Genomic DNA, 18,815 nt, shown 5'->3' on the forward strand with positions numbered 1-18,815 from the left:
CGCAGGGGCGAAAAGATGGCGAAGCTGACTGTTATTATTCCCTACTACCAGAAGGAGCCGGGTATTCTTCGGCGCGCGCTCGCGTCCGTCTTTGCCCAAAGCTATCAAGACTTCCATGTCCTGGTGATAGACGATCAATCTCCCTACTCGATCGACGAGGAGTTGAGGCCGCTTGCCGATGGCGAGCGGGCGCGCGTGACGGTGATCCGGCAGGACAACAAGGGTCCAGGCGGCGCGCGCAACACCGGGCTCGACAACGTTCCGGCCGACGCCGCGTTCGCCGCGTTCCTCGATTCCGACGACATCTGGACCACCGATCATCTCCAGAATGCCGTCGACAGCATGAGCCGCTTTGGTGCCGACTGCTACTGGGCGTCGATAACAGGCGGGGAGGCGTTCTACTACCATTTCGGCGTCGCCGATCTCGAGGCAAGCGATACGGTCGTGCGCTTGCAGGAAAGCCCGCTTGTCGTCGAAGTTCCCGATCTTTCCAATGTCATGCTGCGGAACTGGAGCTTCCTGCACCTGTCTTGCATGGTGGTTGGTCGCCGGCTTTTCGAGACGGTGCGCTTTGATGCCGAGCTGCGTCTCGCGGCCGAGGACGTGCTGTTCTTCTGCGACTGCATTCTGGCGGCAAATCGTGTCGTGCTTTGTGATGCAGCCGGTGCCATGCGCGGGGAGGGCATCAACATCTTCCACTCGATCGACAACGATTCGCCGCAATTCCTGCAGCAGCAGTTCAACACCTTTGTTGCCCTTGAGACGCTTGAGCACCGGCTTTCGCGCAAGCCATCGGCCGTCGCGTCGATCCAGTCCTACCAGCACACGGCCCGTCGTCAGGCGCTCTGGAGCCAGGCGCGCCGGCTGAAGCGGCGCAAGTCGCCGCAGTTTCGACTGCTGGCACGTTGGGTCCTGCGCGATCCCAAGCTGTTGCAAAGCGCATTCGAGCTTGCCGTCGGCAAGTTTTCCCGTTCACGCTGATCCGGACAGAAACTCCTTTTGGAGGAAGAACAAGCCCGCCAGGCGCGGCATCGAACCTATCTCGCATTTGAAAGAAGGGACCGCCCATGAAGCCCTATTACTGGGAATCTCAGCACGGCAATTTCGGCGACGACCTCAACCTCTGGCTTTGGGATTTCCTGCTGCCGGGTTTTCGCGATGTCCATGACGACATCCTCCTTGTCGGCGTCGGCACGGTGCTCAACCGCGCGCTTCTGCCTGATGGCGTCCGCAAGCTCGTTATCGGCAGCGGTTTCGGCTACGGCAGCTTGCCGGACATGCGGGATGCCGCCGAATGGGACCTTCGCTGTGTGCGCGGGCCGTTGACAGCCGAGAAGATCGGCCTTGCGCCGGAGCGCGGTATTGTCGATCCCGCGGTCATGGTCGCCGACATGCCGGAATTCCGGAACCTGCCTAAGCTATACAAGCGCAGTTTCATTCCCCATTGGGAAAGTGCGATCGCCGGTATGTGGCCCGTCACCTGCGGCACCGTCGGCATGCACTACATCGACCCGCGCGGCGAGGCCAAGAGCGTGATCCGCGAGATCGCGCAATCGGAGTTCATTGTCGCCGAATCGATGCATGGGGCGATTCTTGCCGATGCATTCCGCGTTCCCTGGGTGGCGGTGACGACGTCGGACAGCATCAACAGCTTCAAGTGGAACGACTGGGCAAAAACCGTCGGCGTCGAATACCGTCCCCGCCATGTTCCGGTCTCCAGCCGCACCGAAGCCATGATCAAGGGCGCACGTTTCTGGGGCATGGGCTTCGAGGCGCAGACCGTGCCGGAGGCTGCGAACCTGCGATCCGCCGACGGCGAGGTGATCGTCGCGGCCAGAGAACCGCGTCAGACGTTCTTGCGCAGCGCGGCCAAGCAGGTGCTTGCGGCGCCGTCGACGCTTGCACTTTGGCAGGCCACTCGCGCAGAGCCGCAATTGAGCAGCGACAGCCGGCTCGCCGAACGCAAGGAACGCTTCCAGGATGCGTTGGCCGCCGTACGGCGCGCCTACTTCTAGGATGTGACAAACGACGCTCCGGACGAGATGCCGGAGCGTATTCCGCTCGCGATGGTTCGACGTGGCGCCGACGCCGCAACGCGTGGTGCTAGCGCGCGTGCTCCGCGCCGATGGGCAGAAGGTAGCGCACTGCCGCGCCTCCGCCCGCCGGTGCCGCATCCTGGCGCGGCCTGAAGCGCTCCGTCTTGTCGGCGAAAATACCGGCGGTGACGGCCGGCGCGGCGCCCGGGCGCCGCATGAGGTAACCGATCGCAGCCATAGCACCGCGCTCTTTCTTGAGGTCGAGGAAGTGGCGGTGCTGGTAGCGGCCACGCACGTGACGCTCATGCCGTCGCACGGCAGCCGCTGCCTCACCGTCGAGGTCGTTTGCCGCGAGTATGACGCGGTCGGCCTCGTAGAGGCGCTTTAGATCCTCGGTCCGGTGGCTGCCGCTCAACGAATTGCCGCGCACGATCGCCGCATAGCCACAGCTTTGAATGACCTTGTAGCGTGCACCTTTGGCCAGTGCGCGAAGATAGAGGTCATAATCCTCCCCCAGACGAAGCGCCTCCTGATAGCGGATGCCATGCTTATCGAGGAAGCGGCGGCGCATCAGCGGCTTCAGGAAGCCGATCTCGCCACGTTTCACGCCCGGCTGCGAAATATTGCCCTCGACGAAATCAATGAGGCCGAGAAGGCGCGGCCGTGGCGGGAAGTCATCGACCCTTGGAGCCGCACCAGTCACTGCGGCCTCGCCCATGAAGGCAATATTGTCGGCGATGAAATCCCACTCCTCTACTGCGAGCAGCCTGCCGAGCCTGCCCGGTAGAAAGAAATCGTCGGCGTCGAGGATCGCCAGGACCGGGGCGCGGCTGATGGCAATCGCATGGTTGCGCGCTGCTGAAGGACCGCGATTGCTTTCAAAGCGTGCGATCGTCAGCCGTCCGCTGTGATCGTCGGCAGATCGCGCCGCGGCGACGGTCTGATCGGTGGAGCCGTCATCCACCACGATCACTTCGGCGGTTTCCTGTTCGGCCAGCGCCGACGCGACCGCGCGGGCGATGGTCGCCTCGGCATTCTTCGCAGCAATGATGACGCAGACATCTGTCCGGGCGACTGTGGTCATGGGGGCCTCCAGTATCGTGTCTCGCGGGCAGCGCGGCGCCTAGGGGCCAAGTGGACTGCACCAGTTCTCGATCGCTGCATGACGCAGCCGGGTCATTGGCAACCCGCTAGATCATGCAGCCCGGCATGGAATCTTGCCGTAACGGGCCGCACCATGCAGGGCGATCATGTCGCAACCGCGTCAAAGGCGATTTTTTTGAAGAATGGCGAGGCGGCTTGTCCGGCCGTGCGGTCAACGATTGAAGTGACCGGGCCGGTCCAGGCGGTGGCTATTGCTGCCCGGCTTGTCGTCACTGGCCGATTGCAGCACTTCAGCCGCTTTTTTTCCGCGCTCGCGCGCTTTCCTCCAGATTAGGAAAACGACCGCGAGGAAATAGCCGATCTGAATGAGGACCGCACAGATCGCCGTCTGGATCAGCGTGGATGTGAGAGAGCCATTGAGGAAATAGGTGACGACAGCAAAAACCGTCAGGGCGCCGATCATACTCACGAAGACGCGTGGTGCGTACATGGCACTAGCTCGCAATCGGTTCTATCGCTGCAGACGTCATCGCAAAATCGGCCTTTCCTCTGCAAATGTTAATATATTGGCGACGGACATCGGCTGCAACCGGCAATAGCCGCCGCTTTGGCACATAGAAACAGGCAAATCTTTATGTCGCGTTTCGAGCAGCGTCGATCGAATCAAAATCAGTTGATTGGCCTCGAACGCCATTGTGACGCGAGCCTGCGCTCGGCAGCTGATTTTCCACCTCCCGTCGGGAGACGCTCTCCGCGTCGCCCGATGGTTGCCGCCACACTCACGTGCTGATCAACTTTTATTACAAGTTTGAACGATGTTGCGAGTCTTTGTGTGCGCCGCGAAGACTTGGTGCGACGCAGCAAAATTTGGGAAATACGGACGACCGTTAATTTTGGAGCAGGGGAAATCACGCTCCCGAAGCTCAAGGAAAACATCGGCCTGCGAAGATATCGCCACTTCTCCGGAAATGTAATTTGGCACGCCAGAAACAATACAGGAATACGTGCGAGGTGATACTGTTTCTCGCAATAATATAACAGCGCCTGTCACGAGAAATATTTCATATTCGAAAGTGGTGATATACCCATTTTGGCCCCTGCTCGGATACTCGCCTTTATTTCGCCTTCAAAAAGCAAATCCTTACCGGACGTTCATTATTCACGATGAGCGCGCCCCAGTGTGGGCTGTAGGCCCCCCTGGGGAGACCGACAAATCGCCAAACGTAAATGGAGTCACCTCTATGAAGTCTGCGACCAGATCGGCCAATTCGCCGTTTTTCAGTGCCGCAGAGTTTGCGGCAATCCCACCCGTGGGTGGCGTTTCGAAGCGTGGCTTCGACGTGCTTGCCGCTTCCCTCGCCCTTGTTTTCTTAAGCCCGCTGTTCTTGATGCTCATGGCGCTGGTCAAGTTTTCCGACGGCGGCAGCATCTTCTACGGCCACCGCCGCATCGGCCACAACGGCAAGTCGTTCCGTTGCCTTAAGTTCCGCACCATGCGCCCTGATGGGGACCGGATCCTGCAGGACTACCTCAAGGCCAATCCGGCCGCCTACGAGGAATGGCGCGCGACGCGCAAACTGCAGGACGACCCGCGTGTTACGGTCGTCGGCAGTGTCCTGCGCAAACTAAGCCTTGATGAACTGCCGCAGCTCGTCAACATCGTGCGCGGTGAAATGAGCATGGTTGGCCCGCGCCCGGTGGTGGAGGACGAACTGGAGCTCTACGACAGCGCCGCCGTCTACTACCTGCAATCCCGACCCGGTCTTACCGGCCTTTGGCAAATCAGCGGGCGCAACGACGTATCCTACGCAACCCGCATCGCGTTCGATACCCAGTACGTCCAGAACTGGTCGCTGCTGAAGGACTTCTCCATCGTTGTCAGAACCATTCCCGCCGTTTGCCTTTCGCGCGGCAGCTACTGACGAAACAGCGCCTGGAAAGCCCGCGCGACCGGTCGCGGGAAGGCGCCTTCATTCGGGAAGCCCAAATGAGAGAACATCATCTGTCGGGACAGTCGCGCATGCCGCGCACGCTACCCCGTTTCCTGCGCCGGGCGGTTTTCATCGCCGCGGCGCTCACTTGTGCTTTTCCGGCTTGGGCCGATGAGTATCAGCTCGGCACTATGGATAGGCTGAGAATTCGCGTGGCCGAATGGCAGACCGCGGAGGGGGCTGTCCGCGACTGGTCGGTCGTCAGCGGCGAGTACACCGTTGGTCCTTCGGGTGCTCTATCCTTGCCCTTCATCGGCGACCTGCCGGCGGCGGGCAAGACGACGACCGAAGTTGGTGAAGCGATCGGCGAGAAGATGCAGACGCTCTTCGGTCTGCGCGATCGGCCGTCCGCCTCCGTCGAACTCGCGCAGTACCGCCCGGTTTATCTCGCGGGCGAGGTCCAGAAGCCCGGCGAATATCCTTTTGCCCCCAATCTGACGGTGTTGAAGGCCGTAAGCCTTGGCGGCGGATTGCGCCGTTCGGAAAGCGGCCAGCGCTTTGCGCGCGACTACATCAATGCGCATGGCGATTCGAGCGTCCAGACATCCGAGCGCAACCGGCTGCTGATCCGTCGCGCCCGCCTTCAGGCCGAGATCGCCGAAAAGGATGGCATCGAACTGCCGAAGGACCTTCAGGGTGTTCCCGGTATCGACAAGCTTCTCGCAAACGAGACCGCATTGATGGCCTCGCGTGACAGGAAGCAGAAGCTGCAACTGGAGTCGCTCGCCGATCTGAAGTCCTTGCTCGAAAGCGAAATCCAGTCGCTGGCAAAGAAGACGGAAACCCAGAACCGCCAGCTCGAGCTCGTCGTTGAAGACCGCGAGAAGGTCGAAAGCCTCGCCGAAAAGGGCCTGGCGCTCAGCCAGCGCAAGCTGTCCCTGGAGCAGCGCGTAGCCGAACTGCAGGCCGCCCTTCTCGACATCGATACTGCTTCGCTGAAGGCGAAACAGGATGTCAGCAAGGCGGGCCAGGACGAAACCAATCTTCGCAACGATTGGGACGCTCAGCTGGCGCAGGACCTGCAGAACACCGAGGCCGAACTCGACACGCTTTCGATCAAGCTCGGCACCAGCCGCGACTTGATGGCCGAAGCGTTGCTGCAATCGGCCGAAGCCGCGCAGTCGAAAGACAATACGGAGGAGGCGACGATCGCCTATTCGATCATGCGCGAGCGCGACGGAAAGCCGACAGAGATCTCCGCCGACGAAAATACGCCTGTATTGCCCGGTGACGTGATCAAGGTCGAAGCCAACCTGGCAACGCAGTAGGAACGGCTGTGAAAATTTCGAAGGCGAGCCTGATTTCTCCCGATCGCAATGGTGTCTATGGCACTGTTGCGATCGCGCTATCGCTGTTCGTCTTCGCCTATTCCTCGCGCTTCGGACAGGCGTCGATCCTGCTCTACTATGGCCTGTGGCTGCCGCTGGTGCTGGTCGATTACCGTCGTGTGCTCGGCAATTACGGAATCCGCCTCTGGATCTTAGGATTTGCGATCTTCGCCTGCCTGTCGGTCTTCTGGTCGGCGGCGCCCGGAATGACGGCGCGAACGGGGATACAGTATCTCTCCCACGTGATCTGCGCCCTGATTGCCATGCGGGTTGTCGACATCAGGACCCTGGTGCGCGGCGCGATTGCCGGAACCGGCGTCGTTCTCGTCCACTCACTCCTCTTCGGCGTCTACCACCTCGATCCTCTCGACGGCACTTACAGCTTCGTCGGCGCTTTCGCCTCGAAGAACCAGCTGGGCTTCTACGCCTCGCTCGGCATCTATTTCGCCTTTGTCGCGCCGATCGCGCTTGGCGAACGCGGCCTGTGGTTCGCGGCAGCCAGCCTGGTCGCGTTGCTGTCGGCCTATTCACTTTTTGCCTCGCAATCGGCGACGTCGGTGTTGACCACAGTGGTCATCATCGGGGTGTGGCTGGGCATGCGGTTGGTCGGACTATTGTCGCCGGCACACCGCAAGGGGCTCTTCCTCGCCGCCGCCGTCTGTGGCGTCATGGTCGCCGTTGCGGCCATCTATGGTGGGGGCGTCGATCTTGTCCTCGGGCTTTTCGGCAAGGATTCCACCCTAACCGGACGGACCTATCTGTGGCAGCAGGGCATCGAGGCGGCCATGTCGTCACCGCTGGTCGGTGTCGGCTATCAGGCCTATTGGGTCCAGGGCTTCTCGGAGCCCGAACGCCTGTGGGAAGAGTTCTATATTGCCACGCGCTCCGGCTTCCACTTCCACAACACCTTTATCGAAGCGATGGTGGAGACCGGCGCGATCGGGCTCGTGCTTCTGTCCGGCATCCTTCTGATAACCGTGCTCGGGCATACCAAGCGGTTGTTGACGCAGGATCATGACACGCAATCTTCCGTGCTCTTCGGCATAGCGCTGCTTCTGCTGGTGCGGTCCTTCGTCGAAATCGACATCATGAACCCCTATCACATCGGCTCGTTCCTGCTCTATTTCGCCGCCGGAAAGCTGACTTTACCGGAAGCGCGCACGCACCAGAGCGTCGAAGATCGTCCGGCGCCGGCCGTATCGGAGATCCCGCTACGACTGAGGTATCAATGATCAGCGCCCCGACGACAACGATCTACGGCATTCAGTATCTGCGGGCCGTCGCAGCGCTCGGGGTCGTCGTCTTTCATGCCGCCGAGCGCACCGGGCACCACTTCGCAATTGGTGCTGCCGGCGTCGACGTCTTCTTTGTCATCAGCGGCTTCATCATGTGGGTGATCAGCGAACGGCGGCCGGTGTCACCGCTCGCCTTCCTCCGCGATCGCATCCAGAGGATCGCGCCGATCTACTGGCTCGCAACCGCGGTCATGGTCATCGGCGGCCTTGTTGGCCTGTTTCCCAATCTTGTCTTGAGCAACGCGCATGTGCTTTCCTCGCTGCTGTTCATTCCCATGCGATCCCCAAGCAGCGGCGAAATCTGGCCAGTGCTGGTGCAGGGTTGGACGCTGAACTACGAGATGTTCTTCTATGCGATCTTCGCCTTGACACTGCTGTTGCCGCGGTCGAGCCGGTTGCCGGCGATCGCTGGCTGTTTCTCGGCGGTGGTTGCCATCGGCTTTGCCGTCGACAGCGACAACGCGCTCTTCGTCACCTATACGCGGCCGATTATTCTTGAATTTGTGGCAGGCATGGTCGTCGCCGAGTTGTGGCTGAGAGGCAGGGTGCCCGGCGCAAAGTCCGGCCTTATGCTTGTCGCCGGCGCGTTTTCAGGATTTGCGGCGGTCGCCGTGCTTCGCCTGCCTTTCGACGAATTCATCCTCGGGCCTTTGGCCGTCATGCTCGTCTTGGGAACGCTGGCGCTCGAAGCGCAGGGCTGGTTCCGCCCCAGCAGGCTGCCGATGATGCTCGGCGACGCATCGTACTCGATCTACCTCTGGCACACCTTTGCGATTTCGGTCGTGGTCAAGGCTTGTGGAATGATGGGTATAGGGCTGCTCACATCGGCGCTGCTGGCGGTCATTGCGGGGACTGCGCTTGGCGTTTTCGCCTATCTTCTGATCGAGAAGCCGCTGGCCACACGGCTGCGCTCGGGCTTTTTCTCAAGGCCGGTGCAGCACACGGCCTGACAAATCGGAGCCGTCTGGCGCGGCGATCACCGCCGCGCCAGACGTGGTCTGTATCTCAGACACCCTGATTACGACGGGAATGCCAGTTCCAGGCCGTGCGCGTGATGTCGGTGAGACCGTATTTCGGAACCCAGCCGAGAATGTCGCGCGCCTTGTCGTTGTTGGCGACCAGGGTGGTCGAATCCCCTTCGCGGCGGTCGACGAGATCGACCTGGAATTCGCGTCCCGAAACCTCGGAAATCGCCGTCAAGAGTTCCTTGACGGTCGTGCCGGTACCTGTTCCGAGATTGAGCTCGACGCTGTCGCCGCCCGAAAGCAGGTGTTCGACCGCGCGCACATGGGCGTCGGCAAGATCAAGCACGTGGATGTAGTCGCGCACGCAGGTGCCGTCGCGGGTGTCGTAGTCCGTGCCGAAGATCTTGAAACTCTGGCGTCGGCCGAGGGCCGCGTCGATGGCGAGCGGGATGGCATGCGTCTCCGGCTCGTGCCACTCGCCGATGCGGCCTTCCGGATCGGCGCCAGCGGCGTTGAAGTAGCGCAGGATCACCGAGCGCAGGCCCTTGTACTGCCCGTAGTCCTTCAATGCCTGTTCGCACACCCATTTGGTCCGGCCGTAAGGGTTGATCGGCGCCTGGCGGTGCTGTTCGTCGATCGGCACGCTCTCCGGCAGGCCATAGGTGGCGCAGGTCGAAGAGAAGACGAAAGCTTCGACGCCCGCGGCAAGGGCAGCCGAAAGCAAGGTCAGCGTGCCGATGACATTGTTGTCGTAGAAGGAAACCGGGTCTTTCACCGATTCACCCACCTCGATCATCGCGGCAAAATGCAGGATGGCGCGTGGCTTGTGACGGGCAAGGACTTCGTCGAGCCGCTTTCGGTCGCGGATATCACCCTTTTCCAGCACGCCCCATTTGACGAATTCTTCGTGGCCGTTCGAAAGGTTGTCGTAAACGACAGGCTCGAAACCCTTGTTGGCGAGTTCGAGGCACGTATGCGAGCCGATGTAGCCGGCACCGCCGACGACGAGGACTTTATTGCTTTCCATGATGCTTACGATCCTTGGGAGGTTCAGAGAAATTGCCAAGATTTTTCAACGGATGACGACAATGGTGTCAATGCCGCGCGCAATCAAGCACGTGTCCATGTCGCGTATGTGGCGGTGGTTACCAGCGGGCTTCTTTCCACACTTCCGTCGATCCCGGCCCTTCAAAATTGGTGGGAAAAATGCGGGAAGGGACAATTATCTCCCCGGCGACGGCGCGCTAGATGCTTCTTTCGGTTCGGGTAAAACATATAGCATATTAATTTACTAGATTTAATTGATTACGCCGGCCGCAGTCGTACCATAGCCTCCAGATTTCTGAAGGAAGGCTCTCATGACGACGAAACTGAAACGCTTGGCACTGACGCTCGCCACACTTGCGACCACTGGCCTGGCTCTGAGCGACGCGCAGGCGCAAGCGGCAGATCCGGTCAAGGGCGGTACGCTGATCTATCTTGAGCAGCAGGCCCATACGAACCTCTACCCGCCGGCCGGCGGCTTTTATCCGAACGGTGGCATCCTCAACCAGATCACCGACAAGCTGACCTATCAGAACCCGAAGACGCTGGAGATCGAGCCCTGGATCGCCGAGTCCTGGACGGTCAACGCGAATGCGACCGAATATACGTTCAAGATCCGTCCCGGCGTGACGTTCTCCGATGGTTCGCCGCTCGACGCGGCTGCCGTTGCCAAGAACTACGACGTCTTCGGCCTCGGCAACAAAGCCCTGAAGCAGCCGGTCTCCGAGGTCATCAACAACTACGAGCGCAGCGAAGTCGTCGATCCGCTGACGGTCAAATTCTACTTCAAGAAACCGTCGCCGGGATTCCTTCAGGGAACGTCCGTGATCGGTTCGGGCCTGGTCGCGGCAAGCACGCTGGCGCTGCCCTTCGAAGAACTCGGCGACGCCACGAAAATCATCGGCTCCGGCCCATTCGTCGTCGAGAGCGAGACGATCGGCAAGGAACTGAACCTGAAGGCGCGCGACGAATACAATTGGGGCCCGGCCAAACTCGAACACCAGGGCCGCGCCTATCTCGACGGCATCAAGTACATCATCACCGGTGAAGACAGCGTGCGCATTGGTGCACTGCTCGCAGGGCAGGCGGATTTCATCCGCCAGGTCCAGGCCTATGACGAGGGCCAAGTCGAGGCGCAGGACTATCAGATCTACGCGCCTTCCACCCGCGGGGTGAACAACAGTGTCGTCTTCCGCCCGGACAACCCGTTGGTGTCCGACATCAGGGTGCGTCAGGCGCTGCTGCATGCGACCGACACCAAGGAAATCGTCACCACATTGTTTTCTGCCAATTATCCGCAGGCAACCTCGATCATCGCGTCGTCGGCCCTCGGCTACAAGGATATCTCGGCCAAGCTCGCTTTTGATCCGGCGAAGGCCAAGGCCCTGCTCGATGAAGCGGGCTGGTCGGTCGCCGCCAACGGTCTGCGCCAGAAGGACGGCAAGGAACTGGTGCTGACGGCTTATGAATCGCTGCCGCAGCCGCAGAACAAGGGAACGCTGCAACTGGTCGCGCAGCAGTGGGGAAAGGTGGGCGTCAAGCTGAGCGTTCTTGCCGGCGATAGCGGCAGCAAGACGGTGGATGATCTCGATCCGCTGAAGACGCCGGTGTCGCCTGCCATGGTCGGCCGTGCCGATCCCGATGTGATCAAGAGCCAGTACTATCCGAAGAACCGCGATGTGCTGCGCCAGAAGGGCGGGCTTAGCGACAAGGTCCAGAGCTTCGTCGATACCAAGCTGAATGGTCTGCTCGATGCGCTCGCGTCCGAGCCGGATCGCCAGAAGCGCCTCGCGATTGCCGGCGAGGTTCAGGATTACGTCGTCGATCAAGCCTATGCGATCCCGATCTTCGAGGAGCCGCAGGCCTATGCAGGTGCGCCCTACGTCCAGGGTGTGGCATTCGAGGCCGTCGGGCGTCCAAGCTTCTACAGCACCTGGCTTGCTGAACATTGATCGGTTCGACGGCCACCGCAACGTCGGTGGCCGTCGTCTCTGAAATCCGCCTGCGAGGAACGGATCATGTCCGCCTATTTGTTCAATCGTGTTGCTCAGGCTCTGTTTGTGCTTTGGGCCGCATTCACGATCTCTTTCGTGCTGCTGCAGGCAATGCCCGGCGATGCGATCCTCATTAAGTTCCAGAACCCCGATCTCGGCCTGACCGCCGAACAGGTCGCCGAAATCCGCGCCTCTTATGCGGTCGATAGCTCCGTGCCGGTGCAATACGCGCGGACTATCGGCAAGTTCCTGGCCGGCAACTTCGGCTACTCGGTTCAAGCCGGTGTTCCGGTTTCAAGTCTGCTTGCTGCGCATCTGCCGGCAACGCTGAAGCTCGCGGGGCTAGGCTTCCTGCTAGCTGCGATCCTGGCGACCGTCATCGCTTTCCTCTCCAGTCTCGCGCCGTTTGCGTGGCTGCGTGGCGCGCTGCAGTCGGTTCCGTCGCTCTTCATTTCTATCCCGACCTTCTGGCTCGGCATCATGCTCATCCAGATCTTCTCCTTCCGCCTGAAACTCGTGCCCGTCATCAACCCTGGTCCCTGGCAGGAATTGATCCTGCCGGTCGCAACGCTTGCCGTGCCGATTTCCGCGCCACTGGCGCAGGTGCTCGTTCGCAATATCGACGAGGTGATGACGCGGCCCTTCGTCGCCGTGGCGCGGGCAAAGGGCGCCACTCGCCTTTGGGTTCTCTGGCGGCACGTCGCGAAGAACGCGCTGCTTCCGACGCTGACGATTGCCGGCGTGTTGTTCGGCGAACTGATTGCCGGGGCAGTGGTGACGGAGACCGTCTTCGGGCTGAACGGCATTGGCGGGCTGACCGAACGCGCCGTGGGCAGCCAGGACGCAGCCGTGCTTCAGGCGATCGTCGTTCTGTCTGCGCTGGCCTTCGTGATCATCAATCTCGCTGTGGACCTGCTCTATCCGGTGCTCGACCCACGCCTCAGGACCAAAACGGGAGCCGTTGCATGACGACCTTCGATACGCTTCGCGATGACGCTATTGCGGCGCCAAGGGCAAAGAGCGAGCGGCGTTCTGGCGCGGCATCGCGGCTGCGCCGTGTACCCGTAGGACTGGCCCTTTCCTGGCTTATCCTCGGTTCTGTTTTCCTCTGGGCGGTCGCCCCCTCGTTCTTCACAGGCTACAACCCGCTTGAGGGCGTCGGTGGCGCGCAGTTGCAGCGGCCGAGCGCCGATCATCTGCTCGGAACCGATGCGCTCGGGCGCGATCTCTATGCGCGCATCGTCTACGGGGCCGTTCATTCCCTGACCGGTGCTTTTGTCGCCGTTGGGCTGGGACTTGCGGTTGGCACCGGTCTCGGCGTCGTCGCAGGTTCGGTGCGGCGTCGCTTCGACGATGCGATCATGCGCGTTGTCGACGTGCTCCTGTCGATCCCTCCGCTGCTGCTTTCGCTCAGCATCATTATCCTGCTCGGCTTTGGAACTGTGAACGCGGCAATCGCTGTTGGGGTCACCTCGGTCGCAGGCTTTGCCCGGCTGGCGCGGGCGGAAGTCGTGCGCGTGCGTCGCAGCGATTATGTCGAGGCGGCCTTCGGCAGTGGCGGGACCTTTGCCTCGGTTCTGTGGCGCCATATTCTGCCGAATTCCTTAACCTCGGTCGTCGCCTTTGCCGCGCTGCAATTCGGATCGGCCGTACTGCAGATTTCGACGCTTGGATTTCTCGGCTACGGCGCGCCGCCGCCGACCCCGGAATGGGGGCTGCTGATCGCCGAGGGGCGCAATTACATTTCGACCGCCTGGTGGCTGACCACCGCGCCCGGCATCGTGGTTGTCCTCGTCGTGCTGGCTGCCAATCGCGTCAGCCAATCTTTCGGGAGGCCCGCAGCATGACCGTCATACCTGGACCTTTTCCCCCCGTTCTCGAGGTCGAGGATCTTTGCATTGCCTACGCTGACAGCAGCGGCGAACGCCGCGCCGTTCATGACGTTTCGTTTCGCATCAATCCAGGCGAGGTTGTGGCCCTTGTCGGTGAATCCGGTTCCGGCAAGACGACGACCGCACAGTCGATCATCGGCCTGCTCGCTGCGAATGGCCGAGTGGAACGCGGAACCATCAAGCTGAATGGAACCGACATTGCCCGCTGGACGGATCGGCAACTGGATACGGTGCGCGGCGCGAGGATCAGCCTCGTGCCTCAGGATCCGGGAAGTTCGCTCAACCCGGTCAAGACGATCGGCTCGCAACTCGGCGAGATGTTCCGGATCCACGGCGCGCTGAGATCCGACGAGATCGAGGCCCAGGTGCTCTCTCTTCTGGCCCGCGTCGGCTTGAGCGAGCCGGCACTTCGGGCGCGGCAGTATCCGCATGAACTGTCGGGCGGCATGCGCCAAAGGGTCTTGATTGCGATTGCGATTGCGCTGAAGCCGCAGTTGATCATCGCCGACGAGCCGACGAGCGCGCTCGACGTCACAGTCCAGAAGCGCATTCTTGATCTCATCGACGAGTTGCGAACGGAGTATGGTACGGCCGTGCTTCTGGTGACCCACGATCTCGGTGTTGCCGCCGACCGGGCCGATCGGATCGTCGTCCTACAGGGCGGCCGGATTCAGGAGCAGGGCGCAACGGGCGCTGTTCTGGCCGCACCACGCAGTCCCTACACGAAACAACTGCTTTCGGACGCGCCATCCTTTACCGCCCCCCCGAGGTTGGCAACGGTTCGACCACCCGTTGCGGAGGCCCCGGACGATATCGTCGTCGTCGAGGGCCTTGTCCGCGAATTCGTTCGCAAGGACGGCGGGTCCCCGCTACGCGCCGTCGACGAACTGAGCTTTCGCGTCCGGCGCGGAACGACCCATGCGATCGTCGGGGAATCCGGTTCTGGGAAGACGACGACGATCCGCAACATCGTCGGCTTTGACAGGCCGACGGCCGGGCGGATTGAGATCGACGGCACCAATGTCTCGGGCCTGAGCGGAGAAGGGCTTCGGCAGTTCCGCCGCAAGGTCCAGCTCGTTTACCAGAATCCCTACGGCTCGCTGGACCCGCGTCAAAGCGTGCTGAAGATCGTGACCGAGCCGCTGACGAATTACCCGGGACTTCTACGTTCTGATCGTGAGGAGAAGGCAAGGGCGATCCTTGGCCGCGTCGGTTTGCCTGAGGACGCATTTGCACGGCGGCCCCATGCGCTTTCCGGCGGCCAGCGCCAGCGTGTTGCCATCGCCCGGGCGCTCGTGCTCGATCCGCAACTGGTTGTGCTCGACGAAGCGGTTTCCGCACTCGACGTCAGCGTGCAGGCCCGCATTCTCGACCTCTTGGACGAACTGCAGGGCGACCTCGGGCTCACCTACCTCTTCGTTTCCCACGACCTCGCCGTGGTGCGTCAGATCTCGGACACCGTTTCGGTTCTGAAGGATGGGCGTCTGGTCGACGGCGGAACCGTTTCCGACGTCTTCGAAAACCCTCGCAGCGATTACACCCGTGAGCTGATCAATGCCATTCCCGGACGCAACCGCCGGGCTGCGGCCTGAAGCAGCGGACTACAGACAGGACCGACCATGATTGAGACGACGCCACGCAAACGCCTTGGCTTTTTTACCCGGCTGCTCGACGACGTTCAGGCGGGCACCCGCTACTACTACGCAAAGGAGCAGATCGTCACCGCCGAGCGTTTCGGCTTTGACACAGCCTGGGTCGCGCAGCACCATTTCCACGCGGACGAAGGCGGCCTTCCGGCGCCTCTGGTTTTCCTTGCCCATGTCGCCGCGGAGACGACGCGCATCCGTCTTGGAACCGGTGTCATTACGCTGCCGCTCGAAAATCCGATCCGGGTGGCCGAGGACGCCGCCGTTTTCGATCTGCTCTCCGGCGGGCGACTGGAGGTCGGGTTCGGGACCGGCGGCACGCCGTCCTCCTTCACGGCCTTTGGCTTGGAAAGCGCCGATCGCGGCGCGATCTTCGGCAGGCATCTCCAAACGGTTCTCGACGCCTGGGCAGGTCGTGGCCTTCCAGGCGGAGATCGCCTCTACCCGTCAGCGCCGCAACTGCTCGGCCGTATCTGGCAGGCAACCTTTTCGGTGGCGGGTGGCGAGCGGGCAGGGCGGGCCGGCGACGGCCTGATGTTGTCACGCACCCAACCGCGGCCAGAAGACAATCCGCACGCTTCGTTGGCGGAGTTGCAAAACCCGATCATCGACGCCTATCTGCATGCGCTTCCTTCCGGCCGCGCGCCGCGTATCCTCGGTTCTCGCAGCCTGTTCGTTGCCGACAGCCGCGCCGAAGCGTTGCGGCTTGCCGAAGTTGGGTTGAGACGGGGTGCGGAACGACTGATCGCTAGCGGTCATACAGTTCCCGGCAATTCGCTTGCCGATCTGATTGCGGCCTTCGACGTACATGTCGGCGCCGTTGACGACGTCATCGCCAGTCTCAGCGCAGATGAGACGCTGGAGCGTGTCACCGATCTGGTGTTCCAGGTTCATTCCGTTGATCCGCCGCACCCATTGATTCTGCGCTCCATCGAGCTCATCGCCACCAAGGTCGCTCCGGCGCTCGGCTGGTCGCCACAGGAGAAATTCCATGCCCGGCGTTTCGGCGCCGTCGGTTGAAACGGACAGCTGGTTCCATTTTTCAAAGGAGACGACGTCATGACCACCACGTCACCGGATATCATCGATCTGCTGGCCGGCATCACCGCCGGGTCGGCGCTCGACCGCATTCGCGCCCAACGGACGGAAACCCGCGAACAGGCGCAGAAAAGTTATCTTGCACTCTTTCAGCCCGCGGATTTCGGCGACGTGTCGGCGGCGGAGCGGCATGCGATCGCAAGTTTCGTTGCCGGCCTGCACCGTCAGCCGGACATTTTCGAATTTTACAGCAGTCCTTTCGAAGATAGCGACACCGATCGCTGGTTGATCGAGGTCATCAAGGCCGAGATCGGGGCAGGACGGGCAACAGGGCCATACGGCAACTATCCGGACGGGCCGCTTAATGGAGAGAATGAAGCCGGCCCACTCTATCAAGTATCACGGTCAAGCCGCGAGGTGCTCGGCCGTAAGCTGTCCGCGGCGCTGGAGCACGCCCACCTGCTCGTCTTCCATTCGCGTGATGCCAGCCCGCAGGCGTTGCAAGCCTTGCTCGACGCTGGCTGGACGACAAATGGTGTCGTTACCCTGTCGCAGCTGGTTTCCTTCGTTGCGTTTCAGATCCGCGTCATCACCGGTCTTGGCTTGCTGTCGACCGCCACGAAGCGCGCTGCGGCTTAAGAACTCAAGAGGACATGCGAATGACCGAACATGCCATCATCCCGATCGTTGAAAATCCGCCTGTTACCTTCACGCAGGCCGAGATCGGCTGGACACCGTGGCTGCAGCCCTTGCCTGAGGAAGAGCTGACGGAGCGTCACCTCAAAGGCCTGGTCGAGGCTGGGCGCGCAAAGTCGCCCTACTTCCGCCTGCTCGTGCGCGATCCGGAAGTGCTTGAAGCGCGCACGAAAACTGACAAGGACATCTTCTACAACACCCGCTCGGGCCTGCCGCGCGCCGAGCGCGAACTGGCGGCGACCGCCGCGTCTAGATATAACGGCTGCATCTTCTGCGCCTCGGTACATTCGCGCTTCGCTTCGCATCACTCAAAGCGCACAGAGGATGTGCAGAAGCTCCTCGACGAGGGCGTCGAAACCGATCTCGGCGAACGCTGGAATGCAATAGTCGCCGCTTCTGTGGCGTTGACGGCGACCCCGCCTACCTTTGGGGAGGAGCACATCGGCCGACTTTCGGCAGCAGGCCTAGACGAACTGGAGATCGCCGACGTCATCCATGGTGCCGCCTTCTTCAATTGGGCAAACCGGCTGATGCTCTCACTTGGAGAGCCAACCCCGGCAAACTGAGCCGCACACGGCCCGCCGCAATTGGCGCCAGACCCACGAAGGCCCGCAGCTGCGGGCTTTTGCGTGCGCATCGTCCGCTTGCCTGAAAGCCGCCTGCGACGGAAACGGCGCACGCCATGGAAGCGAACGCTTGAGGGGCGCGGGAGGGCGCGCGAGCCGGCGCAACTTCAGGCCGCGAAGCGTTGATGCCGACGCCAGCAAAGTAATGCGGGCCCGTTCGATTTGAAATAAGCAACGGCAATCAGTTTTACTTAATCAATAGAAAAAGCCCGCAACTTCTTGCGAAATTGCGGGCTTCTTTCATCCGAGTTTATTCGGATTAGAAGTTACGCTGCAGACGGACGAAGCCCGATACGAAATCGCGGTCGGTCGTCGCGTTGATGTCTTCCTTATTGTACTGAACCGATACGCGGGTCGCCAGACCTTCGGTGATCGCGTAGTCGAGGGTCAGGCCAGCGCGCCAACGGTCGAGGTCGCTGTTGAACTTGTAGTCGCCCCAATACTGAGCGCCGGGGGTGATCTTCAGCTTGTCGGTCGCCTTGAAGGCGTACGAAGCTGCAACCGTCCACTCCGAAGCGTTCCAGTAAGCGTTCGGGTCGGAAGCCCAGATACCAGCGAGCTGGAACGTGCCCGGGCCGAGGTCAGCCGAGAGCAGAGCGCGGATCGCGCCTTCTTCAACTTCGGTGTCGTAGCCGCCGAGCAGGTCGAAGGAAACGCCGCCAACGGTGGCCGAAACGATGGCTTCAACACCAACGCCGTTCGGCTTGGTGGTTGCGCCTTCGAGTTCGTCAATGGCGATACCAGCCTGGAACGAACCGCCGTCGTAGAGGTAGGCGATCGAGTTGAACTCGGTGTTGTTGCCGAGCGTGTCGGATTCGCCGTTCAGGCCCTTATCCCACCAGCTGTAGAAGAAGCCGGCCTTGAGGCCGCCGAGCTGGATGTAGGCTTCGTCAACGTCGATGCGGCTGTCGCCAGCGTCGGTGTCGTTGTCGGCGTTGAATTCAGCTGCGAAGAAGCCGGTGAGCGTGCCGAACTCGGTGTCGCTCTTGGCGTCGAACGAGATGTAAGCGCGCGAGAACGAATCCCAGTCAGACGTGCCGGCATCGCCCCAGCCCTGACGGCTGTTGACTTCGTTCGGGCCGAAGGAGGTCTGGAAACGGATGAAGCCGCCGATCTTGAGGCAGGTTTCGGTGCCCGGGATGTAGAAGTAGCCAGTGCCG

At 61.4% G+C, this 18,815-nt stretch carries 17 protein-coding genes; 13 read left to right on the forward strand and 4 right to left on the reverse strand.

Annotated features, from left to right (window positions below):
• Positions 1-15: 15 nt before the first annotated feature.
• Together ASE71_RS25830 and ASE71_RS25835 are read left to right on the forward strand one after the other, a co-directional pair.
• A complete protein-coding gene (locus tag ASE71_RS25830; RefSeq protein WP_060521083.1) occupies positions 16-981 on the forward strand; it encodes a glycosyltransferase family 2 protein in 966 nt (321 codons plus the stop codon).
• An 86-nt stretch (positions 982-1,067) separates the two neighbouring features.
• Positions 1,068-2,015, forward strand: a complete 948-nt coding sequence (locus ASE71_RS25835) for a polysaccharide pyruvyl transferase family protein (RefSeq protein WP_034797971.1) — start codon at positions 1,068-1,070, stop codon at positions 2,013-2,015.
• Between the two features lie 88 nt (positions 2,016-2,103).
• Here ASE71_RS25835 and ASE71_RS25840 read toward each other — a convergent pair whose 3' ends face one another.
• Complete coding sequence (locus ASE71_RS25840; protein ID WP_060521084.1) at positions 2,104-3,120, reverse strand: glycosyltransferase family 2 protein; 1,017 nt, start codon at positions 3,118-3,120, stop codon at positions 2,104-2,106.
• 231 nt (positions 3,121-3,351) lie between these two features.
• Complete coding sequence (locus tag ASE71_RS25845) at positions 3,352-3,630, reverse strand: exopolysaccharide production repressor protein (RefSeq protein WP_060521085.1); 279 nt, start codon at positions 3,628-3,630, stop codon at positions 3,352-3,354.
• Positions 3,631-4,381: 751 nt separating this feature from the next.
• On the opposite strand from ASE71_RS25845, the gene ASE71_RS25850 reads away from it, so the two are divergent.
• The 4 genes from ASE71_RS25850 to ASE71_RS25865 all read left to right on the forward strand — a co-directional run bounded on the left by ASE71_RS25850 (position 4,382) and on the right by ASE71_RS25865 (position 8,704).
• Positions 4,382-5,062 carry a sugar transferase gene (locus ASE71_RS25850; RefSeq protein WP_034797965.1) on the forward strand — a complete coding sequence of 227 codons (681 nt, stop codon included), beginning with the start codon at positions 4,382-4,384 and terminating at the stop codon, positions 5,060-5,062.
• A 65-nt stretch (positions 5,063-5,127) separates the two neighbouring features.
• Positions 5,128-6,399 carry a polysaccharide biosynthesis/export family protein gene (locus ASE71_RS25855; RefSeq protein ID WP_060521319.1) on the forward strand — a complete coding sequence of 424 codons (1,272 nt, stop codon included), beginning with the start codon at positions 5,128-5,130 and terminating at the stop codon, positions 6,397-6,399.
• A gap of 8 nt (positions 6,400-6,407) precedes the next feature.
• Complete coding sequence (locus tag ASE71_RS25860; protein ID WP_060521086.1) at positions 6,408-7,691, forward strand: O-antigen ligase family protein; 1,284 nt, start codon at positions 6,408-6,410, stop codon at positions 7,689-7,691.
• On the forward strand, positions 7,688-8,704 hold the full coding sequence (locus ASE71_RS25865) for an acyltransferase family protein (RefSeq protein WP_060521087.1): 1,017 nt from the start codon (positions 7,688-7,690) through the stop codon (positions 8,702-8,704). Before ASE71_RS25860 ends, ASE71_RS25865 begins: the two co-directional genes overlap by 4 nt.
• A gap of 55 nt (positions 8,705-8,759) precedes the next feature.
• Here ASE71_RS25865 and galE read toward each other — a convergent pair whose 3' ends face one another.
• Entirely contained in the window at positions 8,760-9,746 is a 987-nt protein-coding gene (gene galE, locus ASE71_RS25870; protein ID WP_060521088.1) for a UDP-glucose 4-epimerase GalE, read from the reverse strand.
• Positions 9,747-10,077: 331 nt separating this feature from the next.
• On the opposite strand from galE, the gene ASE71_RS25875 reads away from it, so the two are divergent.
• The 7 genes from ASE71_RS25875 (at position 10,078) to ASE71_RS25905 (ending at position 17,595) form a co-directional block, all read left to right on the forward strand.
• The gene (locus ASE71_RS25875; RefSeq protein ID WP_060521089.1) at positions 10,078-11,715 is read left to right on the forward strand and encodes a TIGR04028 family ABC transporter substrate-binding protein; all 1,638 of its coding nucleotides are present in this window, start codon (positions 10,078-10,080) and stop codon (positions 11,713-11,715) included.
• A gap of 66 nt (positions 11,716-11,781) precedes the next feature.
• Positions 11,782-12,726, forward strand: a complete 945-nt coding sequence (locus ASE71_RS25880) for an ABC transporter permease (RefSeq protein ID WP_060521090.1) — start codon at positions 11,782-11,784, stop codon at positions 12,724-12,726.
• The gene (locus ASE71_RS25885) at positions 12,723-13,604 is read left to right on the forward strand and encodes an ABC transporter permease (RefSeq protein WP_060521091.1); all 882 of its coding nucleotides are present in this window, start codon (positions 12,723-12,725) and stop codon (positions 13,602-13,604) included. The genes ASE71_RS25880 and ASE71_RS25885 overlap by 4 nt, the downstream gene beginning before the upstream one ends.
• Positions 13,601-15,241, forward strand: a complete 1,641-nt coding sequence (locus ASE71_RS25890; RefSeq protein WP_060521092.1) for a dipeptide ABC transporter ATP-binding protein — start codon at positions 13,601-13,603, stop codon at positions 15,239-15,241. Before ASE71_RS25885 ends, ASE71_RS25890 begins: the two co-directional genes overlap by 4 nt.
• A 27-nt stretch (positions 15,242-15,268) precedes the next feature.
• Positions 15,269-16,315 (forward strand): putative FMN-dependent luciferase-like monooxygenase, encoded by a 1,047-nt coding sequence (locus tag ASE71_RS25895; protein WP_060521093.1) that lies wholly within the window; start codon positions 15,269-15,271, stop codon positions 16,313-16,315.
• A gap of 39 nt (positions 16,316-16,354) precedes the next feature.
• Positions 16,355-16,972 (forward strand): CMD domain protein, encoded by a 618-nt coding sequence (locus ASE71_RS25900; protein ID WP_060521094.1) that lies wholly within the window; start codon positions 16,355-16,357, stop codon positions 16,970-16,972.
• Positions 16,973-16,992: 20 nt separating this feature from the next.
• The gene (locus tag ASE71_RS25905) at positions 16,993-17,595 is read left to right on the forward strand and encodes an alkylhydroperoxidase domain protein (protein ID WP_060521095.1); all 603 of its coding nucleotides are present in this window, start codon (positions 16,993-16,995) and stop codon (positions 17,593-17,595) included.
• A 319-nt stretch (positions 17,596-17,914) separates the two neighbouring features.
• Here the strand turns inward: ASE71_RS25905 and ASE71_RS35270 are convergent.
• A partial coding sequence (locus tag ASE71_RS35270; protein WP_244497388.1) for a porin occupies positions 17,915-18,815 on the reverse strand: 901 nt, incomplete at its 5' end.

Source organism: Ensifer sp. Root954 (assembly GCF_001429005.1).
Taxonomy (GTDB): domain Bacteria; phylum Pseudomonadota; class Alphaproteobacteria; order Rhizobiales; family Rhizobiaceae; genus Ensifer; species Ensifer adhaerens.